Source organism: Clostridium sp. 10cd* (assembly GCF_044336395.1).
GTDB classification, from domain to species: domain Bacteria; phylum Bacillota_I; class Bacilli_A; order Erysipelotrichales; family Erysipelotrichaceae; genus Clostridium_AQ; species Clostridium_AQ innocuum.
This window is the reverse complement of the sequence record NZ_CP172347.1, coordinates 3255071-3281316: the sequence shown is the minus strand read 5'-3', so window position 1 is coordinate 3281316 and position 26246 is coordinate 3255071. Positions and strand designations below refer to the sequence as shown.

General features: G+C 46.4%; 32 protein-coding genes. 24 read left to right on the top strand and 8 right to left on the bottom strand.

Annotated features, from left to right (window positions below; genetic code table 11):
• Positions 1-2 precede the first annotated feature (2 nt).
• From fabZ to ACG3M1_RS16295, 14 genes are all read left to right on the top strand, one after another.
• On the top strand, positions 3-437 hold the full coding sequence (gene fabZ / locus ACG3M1_RS16360; protein ID WP_002609699.1) for a 3-hydroxyacyl-ACP dehydratase FabZ: 435 nt from the start codon (positions 3-5) through the stop codon (positions 435-437).
• Positions 438-542: 105 nt separating this feature from the next.
• Positions 543-881, top strand: a complete 339-nt coding sequence (acpS, locus tag ACG3M1_RS16355; protein ID WP_008817867.1) for a holo-ACP synthase — start codon at positions 543-545, stop codon at positions 879-881.
• A 6-nt stretch (positions 882-887) separates the two neighbouring features.
• Positions 888-1571 (top strand): lysophospholipid acyltransferase family protein, encoded by a 684-nt coding sequence (locus ACG3M1_RS16350; RefSeq protein WP_008817866.1) that lies wholly within the window; start codon positions 888-890, stop codon positions 1569-1571.
• A 284-nt stretch (positions 1572-1855) separates the two neighbouring features.
• Positions 1856-2605, top strand: a complete 750-nt coding sequence (locus ACG3M1_RS16345; RefSeq protein WP_009270831.1) for an AAA family ATPase — start codon at positions 1856-1858, stop codon at positions 2603-2605.
• 199 nt (positions 2606-2804) lie between these two features.
• Positions 2805-3227 carry a phosphonate C-P lyase system protein PhnG gene (gene phnG, locus ACG3M1_RS16340; protein WP_009270830.1) on the top strand — a complete coding sequence of 141 codons (423 nt, stop codon included), beginning with the start codon at positions 2805-2807 and terminating at the stop codon, positions 3225-3227.
• Between the two features lie 10 nt (positions 3228-3237).
• Positions 3238-3816: a phosphonate C-P lyase system protein PhnH gene (gene phnH / locus ACG3M1_RS16335; protein WP_009270829.1), complete on the top strand. Its 579-nt coding sequence runs from the start codon at positions 3238-3240 to the stop codon at positions 3814-3816.
• Between the two features lie 4 nt (positions 3817-3820).
• Positions 3821-4933: a carbon-phosphorus lyase complex subunit PhnI gene (locus tag ACG3M1_RS16330; protein WP_008817862.1), complete on the top strand. Its 1113-nt coding sequence runs from the start codon at positions 3821-3823 to the stop codon at positions 4931-4933.
• Positions 4914-5765 (top strand): alpha-D-ribose 1-methylphosphonate 5-phosphate C-P-lyase PhnJ, encoded by an 852-nt coding sequence (locus ACG3M1_RS16325; protein ID WP_008817861.1) that lies wholly within the window; start codon positions 4914-4916, stop codon positions 5763-5765. The genes ACG3M1_RS16330 and ACG3M1_RS16325 overlap by 20 nt, the downstream gene beginning before the upstream one ends.
• Positions 5765-6607 (top strand): ATP-binding cassette domain-containing protein, encoded by an 843-nt coding sequence (locus ACG3M1_RS16320; protein WP_008728556.1) that lies wholly within the window; start codon positions 5765-5767, stop codon positions 6605-6607. Before ACG3M1_RS16325 ends, ACG3M1_RS16320 begins: the two co-directional genes overlap by 1 nt.
• 10 nt (positions 6608-6617) lie before the next feature.
• Positions 6618-7787 (top strand): phosphonate metabolism protein PhnM, encoded by a 1170-nt coding sequence (gene phnM, locus ACG3M1_RS16315; RefSeq protein WP_008817860.1) that lies wholly within the window; start codon positions 6618-6620, stop codon positions 7785-7787.
• A 2-nt stretch (positions 7788-7789) separates the two neighbouring features.
• Positions 7790-8398, top strand: a complete 609-nt coding sequence (locus tag ACG3M1_RS16310; RefSeq protein ID WP_009588595.1) for a chloramphenicol acetyltransferase — start codon at positions 7790-7792, stop codon at positions 8396-8398.
• Positions 8399-8403: 5 nt separating this feature from the next.
• Positions 8404-9105, top strand: coding sequence for a phosphonate C-P lyase system protein PhnL (locus ACG3M1_RS16305; RefSeq protein WP_002609724.1), 702 nt, complete (start codon positions 8404-8406; stop codon positions 9103-9105).
• Positions 9102-9923: a PHP domain-containing protein gene (locus ACG3M1_RS16300; protein WP_009588644.1), complete on the top strand. Its 822-nt coding sequence runs from the start codon at positions 9102-9104 to the stop codon at positions 9921-9923. The genes ACG3M1_RS16305 and ACG3M1_RS16300 overlap by 4 nt, the downstream gene beginning before the upstream one ends.
• Entirely contained in the window at positions 9908-10666 is a 759-nt protein-coding gene (locus ACG3M1_RS16295; RefSeq protein ID WP_008817857.1) for an inositol monophosphatase family protein, read from the top strand. Before ACG3M1_RS16300 ends, ACG3M1_RS16295 begins: the two co-directional genes overlap by 16 nt.
• 120 nt (positions 10667-10786) lie before the next feature.
• Here the strand turns inward: ACG3M1_RS16295 and ACG3M1_RS16290 are convergent, their stop codons facing one another.
• Both ACG3M1_RS16290 and ACG3M1_RS16285 read right to left on the bottom strand, forming a co-directional pair.
• Positions 10787-11110: a hypothetical protein gene (locus tag ACG3M1_RS16290; protein WP_044947913.1), complete on the bottom strand. Its 324-nt coding sequence runs from the start codon at positions 11108-11110 to the stop codon at positions 10787-10789.
• 199 nt (positions 11111-11309) lie between these two features.
• A complete protein-coding gene (locus ACG3M1_RS16285) occupies positions 11310-12443 on the bottom strand; it encodes a tetratricopeptide repeat protein (protein ID WP_008817856.1) in 1134 nt (377 codons plus the stop codon).
• 365 nt (positions 12444-12808) lie between these two features.
• Between ACG3M1_RS16285 and ACG3M1_RS16280 the strand changes: the two genes are divergently transcribed.
• The 4 genes from ACG3M1_RS16280 (at position 12809) to ACG3M1_RS16265 (ending at position 15355) form a co-directional block, all read left to right on the top strand.
• A complete protein-coding gene (locus tag ACG3M1_RS16280) occupies positions 12809-13336 on the top strand; it encodes a GNAT family N-acetyltransferase (RefSeq protein ID WP_008817855.1) in 528 nt (175 codons plus the stop codon).
• A 316-nt stretch (positions 13337-13652) separates the two neighbouring features.
• Positions 13653-13928 (top strand): YdeI/OmpD-associated family protein, encoded by a 276-nt coding sequence (locus tag ACG3M1_RS16275; RefSeq protein WP_009588638.1) that lies wholly within the window; start codon positions 13653-13655, stop codon positions 13926-13928.
• Between the two features lie 28 nt (positions 13929-13956).
• The gene (locus ACG3M1_RS16270) at positions 13957-14322 is read left to right on the top strand and encodes an ACT domain-containing protein (protein ID WP_008817853.1); all 366 of its coding nucleotides are present in this window, start codon (positions 13957-13959) and stop codon (positions 14320-14322) included.
• A gap of 337 nt (positions 14323-14659) precedes the next feature.
• On the top strand, positions 14660-15355 hold the full coding sequence (locus ACG3M1_RS16265; protein WP_022300422.1) for a helix-turn-helix transcriptional regulator: 696 nt from the start codon (positions 14660-14662) through the stop codon (positions 15353-15355).
• A gap of 281 nt (positions 15356-15636) precedes the next feature.
• On the opposite strand, the gene ACG3M1_RS16260 is transcribed toward ACG3M1_RS16265, so the two are convergent.
• The 3 genes from ACG3M1_RS16260 to ACG3M1_RS16250 all read right to left on the bottom strand — a co-directional run bounded on the left by ACG3M1_RS16260 (position 15637) and on the right by ACG3M1_RS16250 (position 16387).
• Positions 15637-15969 carry a hypothetical protein gene (locus tag ACG3M1_RS16260; RefSeq protein ID WP_008817851.1) on the bottom strand — a complete coding sequence of 111 codons (333 nt, stop codon included), beginning with the start codon at positions 15967-15969 and terminating at the stop codon, positions 15637-15639.
• Between the two features lie 9 nt (positions 15970-15978).
• Positions 15979-16185, bottom strand: coding sequence for a hypothetical protein (locus ACG3M1_RS16255; RefSeq protein WP_227761476.1), 207 nt, complete (start codon positions 16183-16185; stop codon positions 15979-15981).
• Between the two features lie 88 nt (positions 16186-16273).
• Positions 16274-16387 carry a helix-turn-helix transcriptional regulator gene (locus tag ACG3M1_RS16250; RefSeq protein WP_008817849.1) on the bottom strand — a complete coding sequence of 38 codons (114 nt, stop codon included), beginning with the start codon at positions 16385-16387 and terminating at the stop codon, positions 16274-16276.
• An 805-nt stretch (positions 16388-17192) separates the two neighbouring features.
• On the opposite strand from ACG3M1_RS16250, the gene ACG3M1_RS16245 reads away from it, so the two are divergent.
• From ACG3M1_RS16245 to ACG3M1_RS16225, 5 genes are all read left to right on the top strand, one after another.
• Entirely contained in the window at positions 17193-18008 is an 816-nt protein-coding gene (locus tag ACG3M1_RS16245) for a class I SAM-dependent methyltransferase (protein WP_009270824.1), read from the top strand.
• A 305-nt stretch (positions 18009-18313) separates the two neighbouring features.
• The gene (locus tag ACG3M1_RS16240) at positions 18314-18640 is read left to right on the top strand and encodes a PadR family transcriptional regulator (protein ID WP_009270822.1); all 327 of its coding nucleotides are present in this window, start codon (positions 18314-18316) and stop codon (positions 18638-18640) included.
• On the top strand, positions 18627-19241 hold the full coding sequence (locus ACG3M1_RS16235) for a DUF1700 domain-containing protein (RefSeq protein ID WP_009270821.1): 615 nt from the start codon (positions 18627-18629) through the stop codon (positions 19239-19241). Before ACG3M1_RS16240 ends, ACG3M1_RS16235 begins: the two co-directional genes overlap by 14 nt.
• Positions 19228-20085: a DUF4097 family beta strand repeat-containing protein gene (locus ACG3M1_RS16230; protein ID WP_009270820.1), complete on the top strand. Its 858-nt coding sequence runs from the start codon at positions 19228-19230 to the stop codon at positions 20083-20085. The genes ACG3M1_RS16235 and ACG3M1_RS16230 overlap by 14 nt, the downstream gene beginning before the upstream one ends.
• Complete coding sequence (locus tag ACG3M1_RS16225) at positions 20082-21290, top strand: hypothetical protein (protein WP_008817844.1); 1209 nt, start codon at positions 20082-20084, stop codon at positions 21288-21290. Before ACG3M1_RS16230 ends, ACG3M1_RS16225 begins: the two co-directional genes overlap by 4 nt.
• 168 nt (positions 21291-21458) lie before the next feature.
• On the opposite strand, the gene ACG3M1_RS16220 is transcribed toward ACG3M1_RS16225, so the two are convergent.
• Positions 21459-23141: a DUF1653 domain-containing protein gene (locus tag ACG3M1_RS16220; protein WP_009270819.1), complete on the bottom strand. Its 1683-nt coding sequence runs from the start codon at positions 23139-23141 to the stop codon at positions 21459-21461.
• An 80-nt stretch (positions 23142-23221) separates the two neighbouring features.
• Positions 23222-23635 (bottom strand): Hsp20/alpha crystallin family protein, encoded by a 414-nt coding sequence (locus ACG3M1_RS16215; protein WP_002609751.1) that lies wholly within the window; start codon positions 23633-23635, stop codon positions 23222-23224.
• Between the two features lie 462 nt (positions 23636-24097).
• Between ACG3M1_RS16215 and ACG3M1_RS16210 the strand changes: the two genes are divergently transcribed.
• Entirely contained in the window at positions 24098-24388 is a 291-nt protein-coding gene (locus ACG3M1_RS16210) for a hypothetical protein (protein ID WP_009270818.1), read from the top strand.
• Positions 24389-24633: 245 nt separating this feature from the next.
• On the opposite strand, the gene ACG3M1_RS16205 is transcribed toward ACG3M1_RS16210, so the two are convergent.
• Positions 24634-26214 carry an amidohydrolase gene (locus ACG3M1_RS16205; protein WP_142419715.1) on the bottom strand — a complete coding sequence of 527 codons (1581 nt, stop codon included), beginning with the start codon at positions 26212-26214 and terminating at the stop codon, positions 24634-24636.
• Between the last annotated feature and the right edge of the window lie 32 nt (positions 26215-26246).

The window sequence follows — 26246 nt, the reverse complement described above, 5'->3', positions numbered from 1 at the left end:
GCATGATCTATAACAGTGATGATATTCAGAAAATCATACCGCACCGCTATCCGTTTCTGCTGGTGGACCGCATTGAGAGCATCGAGGGAAACAAGGTTGTGGGAATCAAATGCATCAGTGCCAATGAGATGCAGTTTCTCGGACATTTTCCGCAGAAGGCAATTATGCCGGGTGTCCTGCAGCTGGAGGCGCTGGCGCAGACCGTGGCAGTTATGCTGCTGAGCAAGGAAGAAAACAAAGGGAAAATCGGATTGTTTGCCGGTATCAACAAGGCGCGCTTCAAGCGTCAGGTGATTCCCGGGGATGTGTTGAAGCTGGAGGCAGAGGTTACCAGAGAACGTATGGGTATCGCCTTCGTGAATGCCGTTGCCAGCGTGGATGGTGAGGTTGCACTGACTGCGGAAATGATGTTTGCGGTGGAAGATCCGAAAAAATAAAGAACCGTGTGCGCAGCACGCCTTTCCAGCTCAACAACTGCTGCGCACAACGGGTGGAAATATATCGCTTTCCGCCCGTATATAATAAGGAAAAGAGGTAGGGCTATGCTGCTTGGAGTAGGCTGTGATATTGTGGAAATCGCAAGAATAAAACGTGCTATGGAAAAGGAATCGTTTCTGCGTGTGCTGAGTGAACAGGAGCGAAAGCTGTTTGACCGCATTCCAAAAGAACGCCGTGCGGAATGGCTGGCAGGACGCTTTGCGGCTAAGGAGGCGGTTATCAAAGCGGTGCATAAGGAGAAATCCTATGTCCTTTCCGCTGTTGAAATTCTTGCGGATGCCGCTGGTGCTCCCACATGCTATATCGCAGGTCTTCAGGTAGAGGTATCCATATCTCATGAAAAAGAATATGCCATTGCCTATGCAGCGGCGATGAAGGAGTAGGTGTTTATGTATATATTGCGAAGTCTGTATCTTCTCTGGCTCATTCCAAGAAGCTGGATCGATGCTGTCCTTGTACGGAAAAAACCGTTTGCACAGCGGTATGCATGTATGAAGAAATGGTCGGAAAGGCTGTTGTCGCATTATCGTGTGACACTGGATGTACAATTTCAGGAACAGCTGCCCAAGGATCAACCGATTTTGTTTGTATGCAATCACCAGAGCGAATTCGATATGCTGCTACAGATGGCTGTCCTTGATCTGCCGTTTACCTTTATCTCCAAAAAGGAAAATGAAAAGGTGCCGTATGTGGCTGCGTGGTCAAAGACACTGGAGGTCATACTATTTGACAGAGAGGATCGCGGCAGTGCCATTCATATGCTGCGGGAGGCCGCAAGACGGCTCAAGGCGAAGGATAATCTGCTGATTTTCCCGGAGGGAACCAGAAGCAAGGGCGGTGTAATGCATCCCATGCAGGCTGGCTCCATGCAGCCGGCGTTTATGGCAAAGGCTTGCATTGTTCCTATTGTATTAAAAAATTCCTACGACTATATGGATGTGATGAAGCACAAGGGAACGTTTCATATTCATATCCTAAAGCCGCTGTATTATGAAGATTACAAGCCTTTAAAGGCGGAGGGTGTAACTGTACAACTGCAGGAGGAAATGCAGCGGGTACTGGATGAAGCATAAAGAGAGATAACGGCTGATTCATGCGGCCGTTATTTTTCTTCTATAATCCTATTGGAAGTGACATTTTAAATCCACAAAATAAAGCGTGACAAGCATTGTTTAGATATGCATCAATATCCGAGATAGATCATTCTATTTTTTAGAAAAATGTGTTTTTATTGATATGTTTTTATGAGAAAAATGTGCAATGCTGAAATATATGTTATGATAAATACAAAGGTATGCATGCAGAATTACCATACGATATGCGGTTTATAACCACCGGATTCTCAGGAGGAGCACACATGATAAAAAACAGATATATCAGTAATGTTAAAATGGCAACACCGCCTGCTGCGGACTCCTATCTTGCAAGTTTGCCGGCCGTTCGCTGTCTGAGCAGTATGGGTCAGCTGTCCTTTGATGCACCGGTCACCTTCTTTGTCGGAGAAAACGGTACTGGAAAATCCACTCTTTTGGAAGCAATCGCTGTCTCCTACGGCTTTAACCCGGAAGGAGGCACCAGAAATTTCAACTTTTCAACACAGGATTCCCACTCTTCTTTATATGAACATATTCAGCTGGGGAGAGGCGACTATCCAAAAGACGGTTATTTCTTACGCGCAGAGAGCTTTTACAATCTCGCCTCCAATATCGACGAGCTTGATCAATATCCGGATCGTTCCCGCCATATCATCGACAGCTATGGCGGAGTATCCCTGCACCGGCAGTCTCACGGGGAAAGCTTCCTCTCTCTGATTCACAATCGTTTTGGCGGCAATGGGCTGTATCTGCTCGATGAGCCGGAGGCGGCGCTGTCTCCCTCCCGCATTCTCACGCTGATTGCAGAGGTGCATGAACTGGTTCAACAGAACTCTCAGTTTCTCATAGCCACCCATTCTCCCATGCTTATGGCCTATCCCTATGCAAAGCTTCTGGAATTCTCAGAAGCAGGCATTCAGGAGGTTTCTTATAAGGATACCGAGCACTACCAGCTGACAAGAAGATTTCTTGAACAGCCCGAACGCTATCTTAGCTATCTGCTGGAGGAATGAAGTGAAAAGCGGCAGGAGCTGCCTCCCATAAGCAGGGCCTGCTTCCTCTGTTTCTACCAATTGACATTTTGATCGATATGCCACGGTCAAAATGTCTTTTTTTACACCTTTTTCATCATTTCCATACACAATGTTTACAACCGCTTAACAAACCTCTCTTGGCTACAAGGTAAGCTATACTCGTAACAAGGAGGAGCTTATGAAACGTAAAGAAAGAACCCGGATTCTGGTACACTGTTCAAATGAATTCCTCACACAGTGGGCGCAATATTTTGAACAGCAGACGCAGTTTCATGTCATTGAGGAACCGAAAAATGCTTTGACAATGCTTCGTATGAGAGAAAGCGCACAGCATTCCCTCTTTTATCTGGGAGAGGTGCTGGTCAGCGAAACCAGAGTAAAGTGCAGGGATACAATCGGCATTGGACTGATACAGGGAAATGAGCTGGAGAAATCCTATGCTCTGGCAGTGATCGACGCTGCCTGCAATGCAGCGCTTGACGGTGTGGATCAGCTGGAAAAGGCTCTGACTCAGGAGAAACAGAAGCAGGATGCTGCACATGCACGACATGTGGCAGGTATATTGAAAACACGCGTGAACTTTGAAACGATGGATGTGTAAGGAGAACAACATGAACTTTGATATGGTATTTGATATACAGCATGCCTACCGTCAGGTAGTTCATGCCTTCGCCTATCCCGGTGAAATAGTAAGTCTGAAGCAGGAGGCGGACAGGTTGGAGGCTGAGCTGCCATGCCGGGCTGCTACCGGTGTACTGCTGTATATGCTGCTGGATGCGGATACCAGCTTTCATGCTGTGGAGGAGGAACAGCTGACAGACAGCATCGCCAGACTGACCTACTGTCAAAGCTGTTCGCTGGAAACCGCAGCACATGTCATTGTGACAGGGAAGCATAGGGACAGACTGTGTGAAATCATGCAGAAGGTTCAGACAGGCACGCTGGAGGATCCGCATCTGGGAGCGACGCTACTTGTGGAATGTGATTCTCTGCAGGAGGGAGACGAGCTGATATTACGAGGTCCCGGCATACCGCACGCACATACGATTGCTTCCCCGCTAAACAGTGACTGGGTGGAGGTCCGCGCTCTTGTGAATGAGGAATTTCCTCTGGGCTTCGATATGCTTTTGATCGATGCGGATGCGAACTGTATGGCGCTGCCGAGAACAACACAGGTGGAAAGGGGATAGGACAATGGCATATGTAGCGGTAAAGGGCGGCGAACAGGCAATTGAGGAAAGCCTGCGCCGATTAAAATATGAACGTGTCAAAAAGGGCGCCGGTGCCGGCGTTGACCAGATTGAACAGGGCATGCGGCTTTTGGTGGATCAGGTGATGAGTGAAGGCAGTCTGTACGCCCCCTCCCTCGCCGCACTGGCAATCAAGCAGGGAGAGGGCAGTATGGAGGAGGCGGTATTTCTGCTGCGAAGCTATCGCTCCACACTGCCGCGCAGGTACTACTCCCATATTATTGACAGTCGGGAAATGGAGGTCGAACGCAGAATATCCGCAGCCTTTAAGGATATCCCGCAGGGACAGCTTCTGGGTACGAGCTATGATTACGTACACCGCCTGCTTGACTTTGATCTGTTGCAGGAGCGTGAGGAGGAGCTGAAGCAGTATGTGGAGGCGTTTCTGAGTGAGGAATGCACCAAAGAGAAAACAGATCTGCGCCTTCCAAGGGTCAGCGACTATCTGCGCAGGGAAGGGCTGCTGCCACCGGTGGAAAATGATAACCGTGCTCCGAAGGATGCCACAAAGCAGATGCTCAGCTTTCCCACGCAGCGCAGTGAGCGTCTGCAGATTCTAAGCAGAGGGATGACGCAGGCGGTAACCGCACTGGGCTATGCTTCCCTGCGCGGCTATGGTGTTGTGCATCCGACAGTGGGGGAGCTGCGTGTGGGGCAGCTGCCAATCAGTGTTCCGGATCCCCTGCAGCCAGAGCGTGAGGAGGATTCCTATTATATCGGAGAAATCAAGGTGACAGAGGTAGAGAGTCTGATCCCGGTTACCATAACCGATCCAAATGGGGAAAAGGAGCTGGAATTTAAGGTTGGCTATGGCATCACCATGGGGCAGAACGAAACCAAGGCAATCGCCATGAGTATTCTGGATACATGTCTGGAAAGCGAGGATAAAGGCTTTGCGGTCAATGACGAGGAATTTGTGCTCTACCATATTGATGCGGTGGAGGCAACCGGCTTTATATCGCACTTAAAGCTTCCCCACTATGTCACATTTCAATCGAAATTAAACAGCATGAGAAAAACAAAGAAGGAACAGGCCGATGATGAAAAAGAAATATAATTTTGCCTTCTTCGATGAAGGCAGCAAGCGGGAAATCCGCAGAGCCTCACTGAAGGCCATCTGTATACCCGGATATCAGGTGCCCTTTGCGTCGCGGGAGCTGCCGATCGCCAGAGGCTGGGGAACCGGCGGGCTTCAGCTGAGTCTTTCGCTGGTCGGTCCAAGGGATATTGTTAAGGTGATTGATCAGGGCAGTGATGAAAGCGTCAATGCCATCAGTATCAAAAATCTGATCAGGGCCACCACGGGAGTAGAGCTGACCACGCATACGGCTCTTGCCACCCTCATACAGTCGCGTCACCGTATACCGGAGGTACCTCTAAAAAAAGACCAGATTCTGATTTTACAGGTACCGACACCGGAACCGCTGCGGGAATACGAGCCAAGCGAGCGTGCAACCAGACGACTGCATGCCGAAAAGGAATATACCGGGGCCTGGCTGCTGCTTTTTGAACAGATTATGAAATATGGAAGAGTAACCATGGGGGCCGATCATCCGGTACTCGTAAACGACCGCTATGTGACAGCTCCCTCTCCCATCCCCCGCTTTGACAATCCGAAAATGATGAGAAGCGAGGCGCTGATTCTTCTGGGAGCCGGACGGGAAAAGAAAATCTATGCGATTCCACCCTATACGAAGGTCGTATCGCTGGACTTTGATGATCATCCCTTCGAGACCGAGGATTTTCAGGGGAAATGCTGCCGGCTGTGCGGGGCATCTCATGTCTATCTGGATGAAATCATCGATGAAACAAATGGCAGGGTCAGCTATCAGTGCAATGATACCAGCCAGTGTCTGGAACGCCTGAATGCGAAAGGAAGGGAAGCATAATGGACTACAACGATGTACCGCTGATGCGTGTATCACATCTCAACAAACGCTTTGGTGAGGGCTGTCCCCATTGCCGCAGCCATTCGGTAAAGCTGCAGGGAAACTATTGCCCGAAATGCGGAACCGTATATGCCTGCCGGGATATCAGCTTTGATGTATATGACGGGGAGATTCTTGGCGTGGTGGGAGAAAGCGGCAGCGGCAAGTCCACCATGATGCAGTGCCTGTACTTTGATCAGGAGGTGACAGGGGGCAGCTGTACAATCCGTACCTATAAAAACGGAGCTGCCAACATCTTTGAGCTGACTGCCCAGCAGCAGCGCTATATCCGCAATCACGTACTCGGCATGGTATATCAAAATCCCTATCTCGGATTGAAAATGAATTTTTCCAGCATGGGAAACATCGCTGAAAAGCTGATCGCGGCAGGAAAGCGCAATGTAAAGGCTATGAGTGAACGCGGTGAGGAGCTGCTAAACGCTGTGAAAATTCCGGTGCACCGCATGAAGGAGGAGCCGAGGAAATTTTCCGGCGGCATGCAGCAGCGTGTTCAGATTGCCAAGGCTCTCAGCAACAATCCGCCGATTCTTCTGCTGGACGAGGTCACAACCGGACTGGATCTATCAGTGCAGGCAAATGTATTAGACCTGATTAAGAAAATACAGCGGGAGCTGGGGGTATCCATGCTTGTGGTATCGCATGATCTGGGGGTGATTCGCATGCTGGCGGATCGAACGATTGTTATGCTGGATGGGGAAATCATTGAACAGGGACTGACCGATCAGGTCATGGAGGATCCGCAGCACCCTTATACCCAGCAGCTTGTATATTCATTATTATAAGGAGAACATCATGATTGCAATCATAAATGGAAACATCGTACAGGAGCATGGTATATTAAAGGATCACGCTCTGCTGATTGAACAGGAGCGTATCTATGATATCGTTCCACAAGCAAAGCTTGCCTCTATGCGCATTGATGAGGTGTACAACGCCTATGGGGGATACATCACACCGGGCTTCATCGATATGCATTCGGATCATATCGAGGCCATGGCGGCACCGCGCCCCAGCAGCATCATGGATATGGAGCTGGCTGTATATGAATTCGAAAAGGAATGCTGTACCCATGGCATAACCACCATGTTTCACTCCGTCAGTATCTGGGAGGGAGTTGGAGCTTCCCCCATGCGACGTCCCGAGCTCGTCAGGCAGCTGGCGGATATCATAGAAAAAAGCCACACGCAGCTGCATCTGATTCATCACCGCTTTCACATGCGCTTTGAAATCGACAATCAGAAGCAGTTTCCACTGATGCTGGACTATCTGCGTCAAAAGCGTGTTCACCTCATTTCCTTCATGGATCATACACCGGGACAGGGGCAGTACCGCAACATTGAGGTATACAAAAGCTATGTCCGCAATGCCCGAAGCATGAGTGAGGAGGAGGTTGCGGAAGAGGTGGCGCGCCGCATGAACAGCGACAAGCTGACACTGGAGAATATGCAAACGGCTGCCAGACTGGCAAAGGCGCAGGACATCTCGATCGCCTCGCATGATGATGATACGATTGAAAAGCTGGATGTGGTGCAGAAGTTCGGGGCAACCATATCGGAATTTCCAATCACGCTGGAGGTAGCCAGGGAAGCAAAGAAACGCGGTATGTACACGGTTGTCGGCGCACCGAATATTCTGCTGGGCGGCAGTCATTCCGGCAATATGAATGCGGCAGACGCTATCGCACAGGATGCAGCGGATATCTTATGCAGTGATTATTATCCGGCAAGCCTTCTGCATGCGGTATTTCAGATGACTAAGAAGGGCCAGCGTCTGGAGGAGATGGTGAATAAGGTGACCATACACCCTGCACGGGCTACCGGCATTGATCGGGACTACGGTTCCATTGAAAAAGGTAAAAAGGCCGACCTGCTGATTATCCGTATCCTGCCCAACGAGCTGCCGGCAATCACCGAGGTATTTGTGGACGGTATGTGCATCGCACAGAACCATTACCGGGTATAGCCATGCTGAGCAGAGAAGTGACCATCGAACAGGATGTAGAGCTTAACCAGGTAAGCTTTTCTATATATAATAAGGTAGGCGCACACAGTGTCATTGAAAACAGCTCCTTTGGCAGGTATTCCTATTGCGAGCCGTATGCGATGATACAAAACACGATCATTCACAGCTTTGTGGATATCGCAAGAAATGTCCGCATCGGAGCAACCCAGCATCCCCTGCAACGCCCTACGACTCATCATATCACCTACCGGCGCAGAATGTACGGTGTCCGGGATACGGATGATGAAGCCTTTTTCGAGCAGCGCAGAAGCAAGCTGACAGAAATCGGACATGATGTATGGATCGGGCATGGCGCCTTGATCGAGGCAGGCGTGAAGGTCGGTGATGGAGCCGTAATTGGCAGTGGTGCCATTGTGACACACGATGTTCCACCCTATGCAATCGTTGCAGGGGTCCCCGCAAAAATTCTTCGTTTTCGCTTTGACTGCGAGCAGATTGCCGCCCTTTTGGATATCGCCTGGTGGAACTGGGAGGATGCAGTATTCCGCAGCCGAATTGATGATTTTTCATTGGACATTGACATATTTATCCGTAAATACAGGAAAGGGTGAACCATATGCAGCAACAGGATTTACTGGTTATCGAGAATCTGGAAAAAAGCTTTACCATGCATGTCAGCAGGCGTGAAATCCATGCCTGCAGGGGAATCAGTCTGCATCTTGCGAAGGGGGAATTTATCGGAATCACAGGGAAGAGCGGCAGTGGGAAATCGACGATCTTAAAGGGGATTTACCGAACCAATCTGCCGCAGAAGGGAAGGATATTGTATGACAGTGAAAAATTCGGGATGCTAGATCTCTGTCAGGCAAGTGAGCGGCAGATGATTTATCTACGCAAACAGGAAATCGGCTATGTTTCCCAGTTTCTGCGCATTATGCCGCGAACGACTGCACGGCAGATTATTGAACAGGCGGTTTTGGAAATGGGGGCGGATGAAGATACCGCCCGTCGCAGGGCACAGCATATGCTGGAGCATTTCGAGCTGGAGCCGGCCCTTTGGGATATGTATCCCAATACCTTTTCCGGAGGAGAAAAGCTGCGGTTGAACATTGCGGCTGCCATGGTAAAGAAGCCGCGTTTACTGCTGCTGGATGAGCCGACCGCCAGTCTGGATCATACCAGCAAGCAGAAGGTCCGTGATCTGATTGAGCAGCTGAAGCTGGAGGGAACGACCATGCTCGGTATCTTTCATGATCTGGAATTCATGGAGGGGCTGTGTGATCGGGAGTACAATATGCAAAAGGGAATGATGGCATGAACCGTATCGATCTTCACATACACAGCGTTTGCAGTGACTCTTCACTGACGGTGGCACAGATTCTCAGCCTTGCTAAAGAAAGCCGGATGCAGATGATATCCATAACGGATCATGATACCTTTGCGGCATACCGGCACATCCTGTACGATATGCTGCCCTGTACGCTCATCAAGGGGATCGAGATCAGTGCCTTTGATGAGGTTGCACAACGGCAGGTGCATATTCTCGGCTATGGCTTCGGAGAAGACACCCCGCATGTGGATGCCCTGTGTGAAGCGATCCTGCGTCAGAGAAGAGCGATTTCCCTATGGCAGGTGCAGCAGCTGATTGATCACGGCTATCAGATTAGCCTGAAGGAAGTGGAATGCATGGCACAGCAATCCACAGCTATCTACAAGCAGCACATCATGGACGTTATGATACGACACGGCTACAGTGATACCATATATTCCGATGTCTATCGAAAGCTGTTCAAAAGCAACGGAATCTGTGTATGTCCTGCCTCCTTTGTTTCAGTAGAAGCGGCGATACGGGCCATTCATAAAGATCAAGGAATCGCCGTGCTTGCACATCCCTATACCTCACGCGTCACAGAATCGATCCCCGAATATGTACGGATCGGACTGGATGGTATTGAAACCTGGCACTGCTCACACGGACAAAAGCAGGTGGATGACTTGCATGCCATCGCAAAAAGGTATAAGCTGATAGAAACAGGGGGCAGCGATACCCATGGACGCTATGGCGAGGAACCGGTGCTTGGGCAGGTGAACCCCTTTATGAAGGATGAGGATGTGAGTGTATGCAGCAGGATGTAATAGAATTTGCGATAGAGCTGGTAAGAGATTGCGGGGCACAGCTGCGCCGCGTATCCGAAGTGACACCGGAATATAAAACGGATTTTCAGGATCTGGTAACGGAATACGACCGCAGCATAGAGGAACAGATTCGCTATGCACTTAAAGTAAAATTTCCAACACACAGCTTTCTGGGAGAGGAAAGTGTCAGGGAACGCGGAGATCATCTATGGATTTTGGATCCGATCGACGGAACAACGAATTTTGTAAGCCGGCACCGGGATTTCGCAATATCGCTGGCCTATTATCATAAGCAGCAGCCCGTCTTCGGCATCGTATATGATGTCATGCGGGATGAGCTGTTCCTGGGAGTTCATGGCAAAGGCGCATGGAAAAACGGGGAGAGGATGGCACAGCTGCGCAAAAAAGAAGCGAGGGAGTGTATTCTGGATGCCGGCCTGCACGTTCTGGGTTATATAAAAAGAACCTATGGTAGTGATCCGTTAACCATGCAGGATGAATTCCGTGCCCATCGCTATCTGGGCTGTGCATCCCTGAGTATCGTACAGATTGCACAAGGATTGAGTGATCTGTATCTGTCTGCCCATGTGAAATGCTGGGACTATGCGGCTGCGGCAATCATACTGGAGGAGGTGCAGGGAGCCTACAGCATTCAGAATACCTTCTTTACAACCACAGGCACATTTGCAATGTTCGCAAACCGAAGATCACTGATCACCATGGTGGAAAAGGAATATTTGTAATATGTATTAGAAAAAGGCCGGTGATATTGATTCAGCATAGAATAAGAAAAGAAAAAATCTGTATCAGACAATTGATCAGAATCGAGTTTTGCGGATTTTCTTTTTTATAAATGCTATTCTTCATGTAACATTCAAGTTTATAGTAAGCAGGCTGTTTTTCTTCCTGCTTTTTTTTACGGAAGCACACAATAGAGAAAAAGCGTGATTTATGATATAGCCCAGGGAATCTGTTATGCAGGCATACCTTGAATCAGCCGGTGAACTATACGATAAGCGTTTGGTTTGATCGCCAGCCTTTAAACCTTTCTCAACAAAGCCGGAAATAGCAGATTGCTTCAGCGTATATAAAAAACAAGAAGTGAACGATACTTCCTGTTTTCTTATGATTGTGTCAGATATAGCGTTGAATATACCATAGATGATTTCAATATCAAATGGATACATAGAACGTATTATCTTAAATTACATTGTTTTATAGAAAAATGGTATATAAAAATGCGTATTTCTGCCCGATAGCGGGTAAATTAAAAAAAGAGAATTCAACATGACTGTAGTTCAATAGGAATTGAATCCTCTCTTTTAAACACTTTAAGGTAAGAATGAACCAAATGCGAATACTCGTATTTTCATATATTGAAGACTGTCAGCTGTCATGCTCAGTCTTATAAGCTTTTTTATATCTTCTTTCCAGTTCTTCATGTAATTCCTGCTGCGAATAATCCACATAGAGCATGATCTTTTTCTCCACCTGCTTCTGATAATCCGTTGGCTTGCTTTTAAATTTATCCACGATATATTCTATTTTATTCCAGGTGTGAGGATACGTGCTGCGCATATAGCGAAAGCATTCCGGCTGTGTCTGATAGAGCTTTGCGGCATTCCAGCAGATAACACTCTGACTTACTTCATCATCAATTTCCAATTCTTCAAGAGGGTACAAACCAATCTCCTTCAACGGTTTTGGCACCTGCTCATCCTGCTGATAAAAGTAGGATTCCCAGCTGGTATAGCCGCGCTTTACGGCGATCTCATATGGCGTGTCTTTTAAATAGTTATTTTTGTCTGTCAGCCTGACAAGCTCATAAAAGTGCGGTGCCAGCCATTCACAGCGCCTTGTGGACATATAACCCGACAAAATGACGATATTGCATGCCAGTAATTCCTTTGCATCCTCAAAAATCATAACGGAGGAAAGCTGTGACAAATAGGGCGCAAAGTGTGCAGAATAGGAATCTTCATCCTGTAACAGTACATCAAGCTCCAGAAGAAGGGTTGTAAACTCCATATTTTGAATAACAGCTATCAGGTCATCTCCTACAGTGGAGGAATAAAAGGGCAGTATAAGATTCCGTGCCGTCTTGTATTTATGAACTTCTTTTAAGGAAAATGCATACGATAAGACGATTTCATCCTTTCTGGTATCCGTTGGATAAACGGTTTTAAAAACCCTTACTGCTTCTTTGTACTTTTCACTGGAATGACAGGCGATGGCATAGTATCTCATCATCAGAGGGTGCGCCTTATTCTTTTTGATATATGGCTTCCATAATGAAATGGCCTTCTGCATATCCCCTAGGTATAGGAAAAGGATACCCTTTAAAATAACAGCGGGCTCATTGCTTGAAGAAAACTCATTCAGTTTATGAATAGCCTTCATATAGTTTTCTGCTTCTATGAATTCCTTAACGGAATCCAGCCTGCGCTCATCTTTTGTGTGAAACAGACTGTAAATCTCATTCAAATCAATACGGTTAAAATCGTATGTATCCTGTGGCATAATATGCTTCTCTCTTTCGACATTAAAATTATACATTCTTTTTAATTATAAGGGTATAAAGGGATGATTTTCCAATAAAAATTGTAAATAATTTACAAAAATGCAACAGATGTACCCTGCTTGATTCCTGTTGATCATAATGAAGCAGGCAGTTAGATTACACAAAAAAGAAAAGAATGGCAGAAAGGGATATATATTCTGTTTGATTTTGTTATAATAATGAAAAACCTGACGCTTGTATCGGGATCAGCGCGGTAAGAAAAGGCTTGGGTAAGGGAAATAAGTCTGTGGCTTATAGGATATGAAATCGTTATTGCATAAGAAACACATTCAGGCTACTTTTAAAAGCGTAAGGAGAGTTCGGTATGATCATTAGAAAAGCGGTTAAACAGGATCTGCCCCAGCTGCAGGTTATGTATGAAGCTATTATTGCACATATGTATGCACAGCAAATCTGTATATGGGATGCGGTGTATCCCTGCATTTGTTTTCCGGAGGATATTAAACAGGAGCGTATGTATGTCCTGCAGAAGGATGCCCGGATACTGGCTGCGTTTGCATTATGCGAGCATAATAAGGGGGAACAGCACGTCGACTGGCATCTATCAGGACAGAAAGCCCTGTATCTTGACCGCCTTGGTGTGCATGTGGATGCGATGGGAAAGGGTGTTGGCAGAGCAGCGATACGGGAAGCAATGCGTTGTGCAAAGGAACGGCAGGCAGATGTTTTACGGCTGTTTGCGGTGGACAGCAATACACCGGCCATCCGGCTGTATGAGAAAAACGGGTTTATTCAGGCGAAGGGCATCTATCATGAGGTTATTGATGATACTTTGACACTGCATGAATTGGGCTTTGAAAAAGCCATAACAGAAAAAGAACTGCCGGGATAACGTGATTTGAAACCGGCAGCTTAAGAAAGGAGGAAATGTATGAGCGAGCTTTTGCGATTTGAAACACGGGAAGCATTCAGAGAATGGCTGAGCGAAAACTGTCGGCGCAGGGAAGGGGTGTGGCTGGAATTTGGCAAAACAAAGGAGGTGGAAACACTGTCCGCAAACGATGCTTTACTGGAGGCACTTTGCTTTGGCTGGATTGACGGCGTGATGAAGTACATCCTACAAGAAGTATTTTGCGCCGCGAAGAGCTGGCAGCAAATGGTCACAGAAAAACAAGGCGCTGGTTCAGGAGCTGGAAGCATGCGGTGCCATGACGGAATACGGACGCAGGAAAATAGAAGAGGCGAAAAAGAACGGACAGTGGGACAACGCCGCTTCTCCTTCTGCAATCAGCGAGGAACAGATTGCGGCAGTTGCTGCCTTGTTAAAGGAAAATGCACAGGCTTATACTAATTTTCAGAAGATGCCGGCATCTGTGAAAAAGACATATACACGTGCTTATCTCGATGCAAAGACAGAAGCGGGTCGCAGCCGGCGTCTTGCATGGATGATGGATCGGCTGGAAAATAACTTAAAGCCAATGTGAGCTTGAAGAAAACAAAGAAGGAGATTTTATGGAGCTGAAAAAACTGGACGGAAGCTTTTCCGTATGCAAGGTGGTGGATTATTCCATGGTGAATTTGAACAGCACCTATTGCTTTATAGGAAAAACAGATGAGGAAAATTCACTTGTCTGTTTACAGGAGGAGGTACCGGAAAATACCATCGAGCGTGAAGATCACTGGAAGGCATTTCGCATACAGGGAATTCTGGATTTCTCCCTGATCGGCATTCTGTCCGAGATTTCAACGCTGCTTGCGAAAAAAAGCATCGGCATCTTTGCCATATCTACGTACAACACCGATTATATCCTGATGAAGGAGGAACAGTTTGAGAATGCAGTGAGGATACTTGCAGAAGCAGGCTATCGTATCCTGTGATGATATCATACCGTAGGAAAGAAAACGCCGCAAAGATTTCGATCAGATTTAGGATAAAGCGATCGTAAAAAAGCCTTGCTGAATCTAACGTGAATCTAACGACAGGGTTTTTTTATAAGAATCACTGCAAAATTCAGAAATGCAACGCAGCGTTGCGCAAGTGCATGCGAAAAGCTATGGAAGATAACATGGAGATTTGGTATGATGTACCTGTGTTTGAGTGAGGAGGCAGATTTATGAATTTAGGAGAAAAGCTGTTGAAGCTGCGAAAGGAAAAGGGACTCTCACAGGAGGCGCTGGCAGAGCAGATCAAAACGACCAGGCAGGCATTCAGCAAATGCACCGAAGGCGCGCAGAGCGGGAGAATAATCAGGGCTATCCGGAAACGGAAAAGCTGTTGCAGCTGTCAAATATATTCGGAGTGTCCGTGGATTATCTGTTAAAGGATGATACGTGTAAAGAGGGTACTGAGGAGAAGGGGTATTATGTAAGCAAAGAGATGGCGCAGGGGTTTCTGATGAAGGAAAGCAGGGTAAGCAGAAGCGTAGCAGTGGGATTTATGTTCTGGGCACTGGCCGGCATTCCATTCTGTATGTTTCCGAATCATTCCTCATGGCGTCTGCTTGGTATGGGGGTGTTTATTTTCCTTGGAATCTGTGCGGTTGTCATCGGTATGTTTCATGATCAGGACACCTATGCCGTGTTGAAGCAGGAGGTACTGCTGTTTGACTATGAATACAGGAAAGAGCTTTGCAGGGAATATCAGGTACGGCGGAAAAAATATGGATTTGTGGCCGTTCCCTGCTGCATCCTGTTTGTTGCGGGAATCGTTGCATTGGCTGCCACGAAGCGCGGTTACCTTCCATGGAGCGAATACCATGCTTTTATATTTCTGGGTTTAGCCGCAGGGCTTTTGGGATTTGTGTATACCGCAGGGATGCTGGATGCCTATGAGCAGCTTGTGGAAAATGAGAAATACACGGGACGTCTGCTATTTAAGCTCAGAAAGAAAATACGAACAAAGATTGATTAGCTTTCATGCTTTCACAGGCTTGCGTGCCTGCCGTGTTAAGGTGAACAACAGTGCCTGTGAGGTGTCTTTACAGATACCGCTGCATGATGCAGGTAACGTGATGACTGCTGCAAATCCGGCGTGTTCAGTGCTGTTATTATAATGCACGGATTTCCATGATTTCGGGAATCCGTTTTTTTTATTTTATATAAAAGACACACTCTGTTAGAATAGTTTGTATTCATTCCTAGCGTAGTGTGCCTTTTATGTTTGCGTATGGGTGGTAAAATACTTACAGGTATTTAAAAGAGCATGATACTGATGACTAGACCAATCGCCCCTATGACAAGGAAGATTAAACCGATACCGGCTGCTTTCTTTCTACGCTCAATCTCGGATTGACTATCTGGGGATAGATCAATGAGTGGATAGTTTCTTCTGCCAATAAGATAAAGAAGCAATCCACTTGTATGATTGCCGTTCATTGCAAGAAATCCCCAAAGCTTTGGATGCTTCAATCCCCTTGCTGTAGCGTCGATCACAGTAATATGATAGATCTGATAGATCATTTCCAATGCTCCTACAATAAGAACAGCACCACTGATAACTGCTGAAATCATCATTTTTGTTTCCATATTTTCCTCCTATAATTTTTTTATGATCTGATAAAGTAAAGCAGCAGAGCTGATGATAGCAAAGCAGAAGACACCTATCAAATAATATTGATTATCCCGCAGGAACATATTGAATGCCACAAGGAGTATCACAAGCAAAACATTGATCATGATAGCGGCTATCAGCTTACGATTGCTTTTCACGATATTCGTATTTTCTTCTAAATGCTCAATCATTTTATCATCACCTTTTAATAAATCATCCAGACTAAGAGAATAAAGATTACTCAGATCAATAACGTTCATGATATCCGGATACGATCTTTCATTTCTCCCAATTTGAGATTGTCTGCCTCGTAACTTTAATATCTTCGGCCACCTGTTCCTGTGTCAGTCCGGAATTGATACGAGCTTCCTTTAATTTTTTTCCTATCTCCATATGCATGTTCTCCTTTCGGATACATCATGTCACTTTAGGGAATAAAAGTCTATCAAAATTATTTTACATTGTCCGTTTTGGGTACGAAAAGGGTTTATATATGTGAATAGTTAGTGTACAGTGCGAAAAGGTGTATAGAAAATAACATATTTCACACAGAAACAGATCGAACAAGTGAATTCTGTTAATCTAATTCCCATGTTGAAGGAACAGGGATGACAATGAATGGTATTATGGTCTGAATACGACAGGATACTGACAGCTGTGAGTAAGGGATACAGCAGGATGGCATGCGTTTTACAATAGGCCTTTCATTAAAAAAACATGAAGTCGGCAAGCATGGTTTTTAAATTTCAAATCTAGTAGAATGTGCATGTTTTATGAGAAAACCATGTGCACCGCATGAACAGAACAATCAATGGAATGGAGCAATTCTATGCTTGCTTTAGAATATATTGTATAGATGAGATGCCTGATCAGGAACGATTGATTGCACAGAAGGAAGCTATATTGCTCCCGATGAGCAAGACTGCTCTGGGTGCTTATTTATAGATCGAATGTCAGTTTGACTGGAGATAAGTGAAATTTAGTGAAAATCCGATGGGAATATATAAAATACAAAAGTATAGTAAGAAGTGAATTGCAAAAGCAAGAATTGTAAAAAATGGAATGCAGTTGTCTTACTTTACATTTCGCCATCCTCTGCCTGCTTATGGAAACAGGCACGCGGAAAAGCAGCACTTGCTTGTTCGATTGTAATTCATCCACGAAGGAATGGTGTATAATAATAGAAATAAGCATATAGATGCGTAAGGGAGATGCCGTTGTGAAAATTACAAATAAGAATATAGATGCCGGGAATGCATTCGACTGGGGCCGGACATCAAAGGATTATGCAAAGTATCGGGATATTTATCCCTCTGTGTTTTATGAAAAAATTGCAGAACGTGGATTATGTGTCGCAAATCAGCGTGTGCTTGATTTGGGAACAGGAACCGGTGTGCTGCCTAGGAACATGTACACCTATGGTGCCAACTGGACAGGAACGGATATTTCCCAGCAGCAGATTGAAGAGGCGAAGGCACTTGCACGACAAATGAACCAGAATATATCTTATTTCTGTGTATCTGCCGAGGATATCAGCTTTACCAGCCATACCTTTGACGTCATTACAGCATGTCAGTGTTTTTGGTATTTTGATTATGAAAGGCTGCTTCCAAAGCTGCTTCAGTATCTGAAACCGGAGGGGAGGCTTCTCTTTTTATATATGGCCTGGCTTCCTCAAGAGGATGCGATCGCAGGTGCAAGCGAGCAGCTGGTTTTAAAATACAGCCCAAACTGGTCAGGAGCCCGAGAGTATATGCACCCTATTTCATTGCCTGACTGTGTATATGAAGTGTTTGAACCGGTAGCACATGAGGAATATGCCCTTGATATTCCCTTTACCAGAGAATCCTGGAATGGGAGAATGAAGGCCTGTCGGGGTGTGGGGGCCTCTCTTTCTGATCAAGCGATGAAAGCATGGGAACAGGAACACCTGCAGCTGCTAAAAAAGAATGCCCCTGCGGCTTTCAATATAAAGCATTATGCGGCAATGCTGGAGATGAAGCGGAGAACATAATGCACCTGTGCTGCTGGTGGAAACAGGTAGCGTCAGGAAGAATTGAAGGTGTCGCAGGCAGGGTGGTTTTTCATGCAGAACTTGTCCCGTACCTTGATTATCCGGAAATCTTCTGTTCTGTAAGGAAAAAAATGCAGCGGTTATTTGCTGCCATAGGAAAAAAGCCGGAGTTCATTCATCCCGGCTTTTTGTATATAAAGCATGCTGCGGATACAGGCTGTTACATTTATTTGATCTTTCCTATGATATATGATTGCATTACAATATTATATGGCGTATAATATTGTTGAAGAAAGGTGATGTATATGACATTTCAGCTTGGCTCTGCATTGCTGGACGCCTGTGTGCTGGCAACGCTGCACAAGGAGGATACCTATGGATATCGTCTAACGCAGGAGGTAAAGGTTGTAATGAGTGTGAGTGAGTCAACACTGTATCCGGTTCTGCGCAGACTCATGAGAGAAGGCTATCTGGAAACCTATGACCAGCAGCATATGGGCAGAAATCGAAGATATTACCGATTGACAGATGCAGGAAGAAATAAATATAGGGAGTATGTTGAGGAATGGAAGGCATTCTCAACAAAATTCAGTGGTATTCTGGAGGGAGGAAAAGAACATGAAGAAGGCTGAGTATATAGCGGAACTGAAGCGAAGGCTTGCGAATTTTTCACCATCTGAGGTGGAGGATGCAGTTTCGTATTGTGAAGAATATTTTGAAGAAGCAGGGGATGGGAATGACCAGCAGGTCATAGATGATTTAGGGACACCGGCGCAGTTTGCAGCACAGCTGAAGGCAGAGAGGTCCATACGTCAGGAACAGCAGCATAGAAACTATCGCAGAGGAAATAATCCAAACAGCTCATTGAAAAATGCAGGGATGATCATTCTTGGTATCTGTGCCCTGCCGATTGCTCTTCCGCTTCTGTTTGCGGCTATTGCCGTAATGTTTGCACTTGTGATTACCGTATTTGCATTGGGCGTAGCCGGTATTGTATCCTTTGCCTCTATATTGATTACAGGGATACCTCTGATGGCAAGTGCTGTTACAAACTACCATACGCCATCCAATGCATGGATTGCGGCAGGTGGCGGATTTTTATGTATTGGCTTGGGCTTACTGCTTTCTATTTTGTTTTTTTCACTCATTCGTACCGTGCTGCCTGCGTTTACCAATGCACTGACACGGCTGTATCATAAGGCACAGGGAGGAAAACGGCATGAAAAAGCATAGAGGGATACGTACACTGGTTGTGGTGTCTGTAGTTTTGATGGTATTGGGATCCTTATGTATTGGTGTGGGGATCGCAAAGGGGGGCGATTTGCGCTATCTGCATGTTGACAAGGATACGGTAGACTGGTGGCCGTTTAACGGAAGCTTCGGTATACAGTTGGGAGATAGCTTTGATTTTACATCCTGGGAGGATGAGAAGCACAGCTATAAGGAGCGCTGGGATCAGTCGCTGCAGGAAGTGGAATCGCTGTCACTTGACGTCACTCTGGGAGATGTCCGGATTGAACGGGGAAAGGAAAATAAAATTACATTCCTCGATATTCGCAAGGAGAAAGTGAACATCAAACAGGAGAAGGGCAATGTAACGGTTACTGTAGACAATCCGGATATAAGCAAAGGAAATCGGAATCGAAATGATACGATTATAGTTACGTTGAAGGATAAGCAGTATGAGCGAATATACGTTGAAGATAAGCTTGGTGACATTCAGCTGAAAAACCTGTCCGCAAAGCATATCACCATAGAAGAAAAGCTAGGGGATATTACGCTGGAACATATCGTTTCCAAGGATTTGGCGATTGCGCAATCTGCCGGAGATATTGAGGTGGATGGACAGCTTTATGGAAACAGTGTAGTGAAAAGCAGCATGGGTGATATCATGATTCATGTTCGCGGAGATCAGAAGGATTATCGCTACAGGGTTAAAAATACAATGGGAGATACACAGATCCAAAACCGGGAATGGGAGCTGTCATGTGATGCAGAGGAAGGGAATCGATCGAGTGACAACTACCTTCAGCTACACAGCAGTATGGGGGATATCGATCTGCAGTTTGAAGGATGAGTAGCTTCGAGGAGCTGGTCAGGGAGTGTGACAGACTGTGGCTCAACTGCCGCTGTACCAGATTAAGGCTAACCCCTGTGAAAAAACAGGTACAAAAAGATAACAGGAGGAAAGCGGTAGAGCTGAAAGCAGACTGGGAAACGTTTTTACAGCATGCTGCAGAAAATTTGGAGGATGCAGGGTGGAAAACGGAAATGGACAGACGTGTTCTTGCTTTGCTTCGCAGTGAATCCGTTCTGAATTTCGCGGTGTTAAAGCCTGCGGTTCAGGAGGAATTCCTATCCATTACCAAGCAGTTCGTTCGGGATGCCATGTGCTTTGATACTGCGCTTGAGCTGGATGATATCATGCAGGCAATGCGGAATGTCTGGATTATTTTGCTGCTGGAATGTATGCTGGAGCGGAAGCTGTGCTATCACAAGGCGATCTTCGCCTACAGTATGCTGTATCCGTATACCGATAATTTTCTGGATGACCCTGCTATTGACAAACAACGGAAAAAGGCGTTTAACAGCTGGCTGAGCGAACGTCTGAAGGGGGAACAGAGGCCGATGGATGCAGACCTGTATCGTCAGGTAGATGCCCTTGTTTCCATGATTGAGGATACTTTTCCCCGCCAACAGTTTCCGGATGTGTATGATGCACTTCTGCGCATTCAGGAGGGCCAGATCTTGTCCGTACAGCAGGACAGCAGACTTTGTGAAGAAGAAATACGAAGGATATCCATATACAAGGGGGGAGCCTCTGTTTTGGCTGACGGCTATCTGATGGATGGAGACCTTTCTGAAAAAGAAGCATTTTTCTGTATCGCCTACGGTTTTCTTTTACAGGTGGCAGATGATATACAGGATATGGAGGAGGATCGCATTCTGTGCCAGCATACACTTGCAAGCATGCTGCACGGGAAAAGACAGCGTCTGCGCCTTGCACAACGCCTGCATACCTATCTGCATGAGGTGTTGTTTTATCATTATCCAGCAAAAGCCAGTACAATGCAGTCCTTTGTTGAGAAAAATTGCCGGTTCCTGCTTATCGGATCGATTGCAAAGCAGCTGCATCTGTTTCCAAAGCCGTTTGCATACCGCATGCGGCGCAGTCTTCCTCTCGGCCTGGATGCTGTAACCACTTTGATGAACGAGAGCAGTGCGATGCTGCAGTCCGAGCAGATTCACGCTGTTATACAGGCCTATGTGCAGGCGTTGTGAGGCTGACTATGCAGACAGCCGTGTAAAAAGGCAGGGATTAACTTCAGAAACATGAAAAAGGCTTTACTATAATAAAAGACTTATCCGGAAACAATCGCTGTATGCGATAAGTGCAGAACAGCCTGCTTCCATGGATAAGTCTTTTTCTTTATGGTGATGCTTTTCCTCTTATTTTCCGATATAGGTGAAGCGTGGTGTCAGTACGCCATCAACCAGAATGCTCTCACAAAACATAGCAAGAGGGCGTATCCAGACCTCCTCGTTGCCATATAGCTGCCGGTATACAACATAGCGCTCCAGCGTTTCACTGTGTGTTGCCACATACAGCACGCTGTAGCATTTTCCTTTGAAATGGCGGTATTTTCCAGGCTTTACTTCCATGCCTTCCACCGGAAGACCCTCTGCTTCCTTTAACGGCTTTACAAAAATTGGTACTGCGTATACCGCTGATTGTTCTTCCTCCATCAGGTCCCGGGCTTCCCCGTACGAAATGCTGCAATCTTCTGTCACAGTCTGTTCACTCTCGTTATCCTTATACAGAATGCAGGAGCTCTTTGCGGGAATGGTAAGCTGCAGGCTTCCGCCTTCACTTCTGTATGTCGTGCCACGCAGAAAATCCTTCCAGCAGCCCTGTGGGATAGGCAGCTCTGCTTCATAATCCGCATCTGCCACATTGCATGCGATATACAGACTGTCCTGCTCACAGCTTCGACAGAATACAAACTGTTCATTACGAAGCAGTACCTGCTCATAGCTGCCGTGGCTGCAGGCTCTCATCTTATGCACGAAAGAAAGCAGAGCAAGGTGCTCACAGAGCTTTTCTGAATCAAACTCACACAGCTGCAGGCAGGGGCGGATATCGGCATCGCTGCCGTTGTGCTTTCTACCCTCAACTGCATATTCACTGCCGTAATAAATGCTTGGAATTCCCGGCATGGTGAAGAGGATGGTATATATATTAAACAGATCCTCTTTGTTTTTAACGGTGCTTGCCAGACGGTTTACGTCGTGATTATCGACGAAATTATACAGATCCAGTCCCTGATAGATTCCACCGTTGCCAAACTGCCGGTTCAAGGAATATCCGATTTCAAAATAATTCCTTTCATTGTGAGAGGAATACAGTCCCTTATAGCATTCATAATTGGTAACGGAATCCAGCATGTCGGGATTTGCCCAGCGGTTGTAATCACCGTGTATGATTTCCCCCATCAGCCAGAAGTCCGGATTTTTTTCTTTACAGAACGCCTTCAGTCTGCGAAAAAACTCGGGACGTATACAATCGGCTGCATCCAGGCGCAGGCCGTCGATGTGAAACTCATCCATCCACATCGCAACACTGTCCAGCAGATAGCGAACAACCTCTTCATTCTCCAGATTGAGCTTTACCAGATTATAGTGTCCTTCCCATGCATCATAGGTAAAATCATCATTCAGCGGACTGCGTGCATGAAAGTGCAGGTTGGAAAACCAGTCGCAATAGGTTGATTTCTCCTTCTTTTCCTGAACATCGCGAAATGCCCAGAAATCACGACCGACATGATTGAACACACCATCCAAAACGATGCGGATGTCGGCTGCATGCAGGCTGTCGCATACCCTCTTGAAATCATCGTTTGTACCTAAGCGATGATCCAGCATACGATAATCGCTTGTGTCATAGCCATGCTCATGGCTTTCAAAAACCGGCCCCAGGTACAAGGCATTGACTCCCAGCTTTTTCATATGGGGAATCCAGTCCTCCACCTTCTTTATGGAGTGCGTGATCTCCTCCTCATGATACTGCGCTGCGCCAACAAAGCCCAGCGGATAAATGTGATAAAATACTGCTTCTTTGATCCAGCTTGTCATAAATTCACCTCTAATATTAGTATACCATGGAACCGGGTTGGCAAAAAGAAAAAGGATGCTTTTTACGCATCCTCTCACACTTATTCAATAGGAATAAAGCGTTTTTCTTCAACCTTGCGGCTCTCTTCCTTCGGGAAGGTGATTTTCAGCTCGCCGTTGTCGAAGCTTGCACGGATATCCTCCTCACGGATTGCATTTCCGACATAAAAGCTTCTTGCACAGGAACCGCTGTAGCGCTCCTGACGGATGATGTTTCCTTTGTCATCCTTCTCTTCGTTGGAACTGTTTTTTGCGGCTGTAATGTTGAGGTATCCATCCTTTAAATCCAGATGAATGTCTTCCTTCTTATAACCAGGCAGCTCCATGTCCAGCAGATAGTTACCGTCTAGCTCACGAACATCTGTTTTCATGCAGCTGTTGCTCTTTGTGAAAAACGGATCCTTCCACATGTCTTCAAATGTGTCTGTAAATACGTCTGGTAAAAATCTCATCATAAAGTCCACCTCTTTCTATCGTATTGTATGATTCAGATTTTTCAGATGTGTACAAATATCTGCGGGAAGCAATACTGTATCCATCGCCTCGATTCCTAAAACCATGTCCTGCAGGTACCTTACCTCATCTTCACTGTTATTATATCACATAATTTAGCACTGTCAATACTAGAGTGCTAAAAACATGATTTTTTTCTATAGTCCGTTATGATTTTGGGCTTTAAATAATCAGTGCAAAGGCTGTAAAACACTAGAGATAGAAGGACATGTACCTTCTATGCTCTTGTCATCATCAGAGGAAGCCTCACATATTTTACACGAGCAGTGAATTGAGTCCTTCACGAAAACGATGCCTACAGGCTTTTTCGTTTAGCATCCGCACAAGAGAACGTATGCCGTTTTGCGTCTTGTGAAATAATAATACATAGCATATAATGATGAAAAAGAATGGGAGGAAGCGATATGGCAGCTATTATTTTTCTGGCATTGGGTGCGCTGATGCTCTATTTTGCAGTGGAGATTGGCATGCGCAGGCGTATTGCATTTCTGCATGATTATCATTATCAGAATATGAAGGAAGAGGATATCACACCCTATCTGCATCTGATGGGAGTGGGGCTTGCTGTTGTGGGGATGTGCTTTGTCAGCTCTGCAGTGATTCTGTCGTGCCAAAAGGTGCTTTTTCTGCCGGTGTTGTTTGGCGGTCTGCTTCCGAAAAATCGGAGTTATGCTCTATGCCCAGTATCGCTATAACGGAGGTATCTTCAGCTGATCATACATATAAATAAAGAAGCTGTCGGACTGTGAATCGTATAAAGCAGCGGGAAGCTTTAAGGGAAAATGCTGGCATACGGCATCTTTGAAAAGCTTAGCAGACAGATAAAGAGTAGAAAGCTTTGCTGCAGCTTCAGGATGGCAATCAAAAAAACAGGCAATTTTGAATTTTGTCTGCTTTTCATCAGCCTAAGTCCCTGTTTCATTGCCCATATTGCTTATGGCTATGCTGCTTTTTTATAAATAGTACGGCCTTCCTTGATGGTTTCCATGACCTGAATGTCACGGAGCTTCATCGGCTCAGCCTTTAATGGATCCTCATTCAGAATAACCAGATCTGCCAGCTTTCCGGCCTCCAGTGTACCCTTGCGGTCCTCCTCGAAATACTGATAGGCGGCGTTAATGGTCACAGCCTTCAGTGCTTCCAGAACACTGATGCGCTGCTGTTCACCCAGTACGACACCATTCTTCGTGACACGATTGACTGCAGCCCATACACTTTCCAGCATATCCGGCAGAATAACCGGGGTATCCTGATGGAAGGTAAAGGGAATGTGATTTTTCAGGGCACTGGCGGTACAGGAGATATTTTCTGCCCGTTGTTTTCCGAAATTGACAAGGTGTACATCACCCCAGTGATATACATGGGCAACAAAATAGCTTGGCATCACGCCGGTTTCTTTCAGCTGCGGCAGCTGATCCGGACGCAGGGTTTGGGAATGTACCATGACCGGACGGGTATCTGTGGTTTTCTGTCTGCTGTGATGATAGCCGTTCAGCATCTGCTGGCTTGCGGCATCTCCGTTGCAGTGCACCAGCAGCTGGCGGTGTTCATCAAGAGCCTGCTGTACGTAGCCGTCCACCTGCTCATCCGTATAGATCGGATAGCCGCAATAATCACCGCTGTTTTCATACGGCTTGCTCATCCATGCCGTCTTCCCCTGTGGGGAGCCGTCCAGAAACAGCTTGTAGCCGCCGATGCGAAAGTGGTTCCTGTACTCCTTAAGGTCCTCTCTTTGCTGAACAACCTCGCTGTCCTCCACGATATCCACGTATGCAACCATATCCAGCAGCATCTGATCGCTGCGGCCAAGGCGTTCGTAAATATCCACCTCGCTCCTGTGCGCAAAGCCCTCCTGTGCTGTGGTAATACCGAAGCTGGCATAGATTTTCTGTGCCTCGACGGCATACGCATCAATGTTTTCCAGACTCATGACACGTTCTCCGGGACCGCGCATGAAGGTAACCTCTTCCATATACCCGTTCAGGTGTCCCTGCTCATCACGGCCATAGCTTCCACCCTCCGGATTCTTCACGCTGTCATCCAGACCATAAGCCTGCAGAGCCATGGTATTTAAGACTCCCATGTGGAAGGAGGAGTGTGCAAGAATGATAGGATGCGTACGGCTTGCGGCATCCAGCTCATGGCAGTTTGGATGCCGGTGCTCAGCAAGTGCATTATGGTCATAGCCAAAGCCCATCACCCATTCACCATCCGCTAGCTGTTTCTCTTCAATGTAGCGTTTGATTTCCTCCTGAATATCCGCAACACAGGTGCAGCTTTTCAGCGGAACAAATTTCAGGGTGTTCGCAAACTGCAGCATGTGGGAGTGCGCATCGATAAAGGAGGGCATCAGGCATGCTCCCTGCAAATCGATTCGCTCACAATCTGCCTCGCATAGAGGCTCCAGATCCTTCCTTGTGCCGACTGCCTGAATACTTCCGTCCCTGATCAGCAGTGCCTCACTGTATAATTCGTTTTCCTTCATCGTAAGGATGGTACCATTTGTATATAATTTCTGCATCTTTCCTCATCTCCTTATCATTGATGCATGAA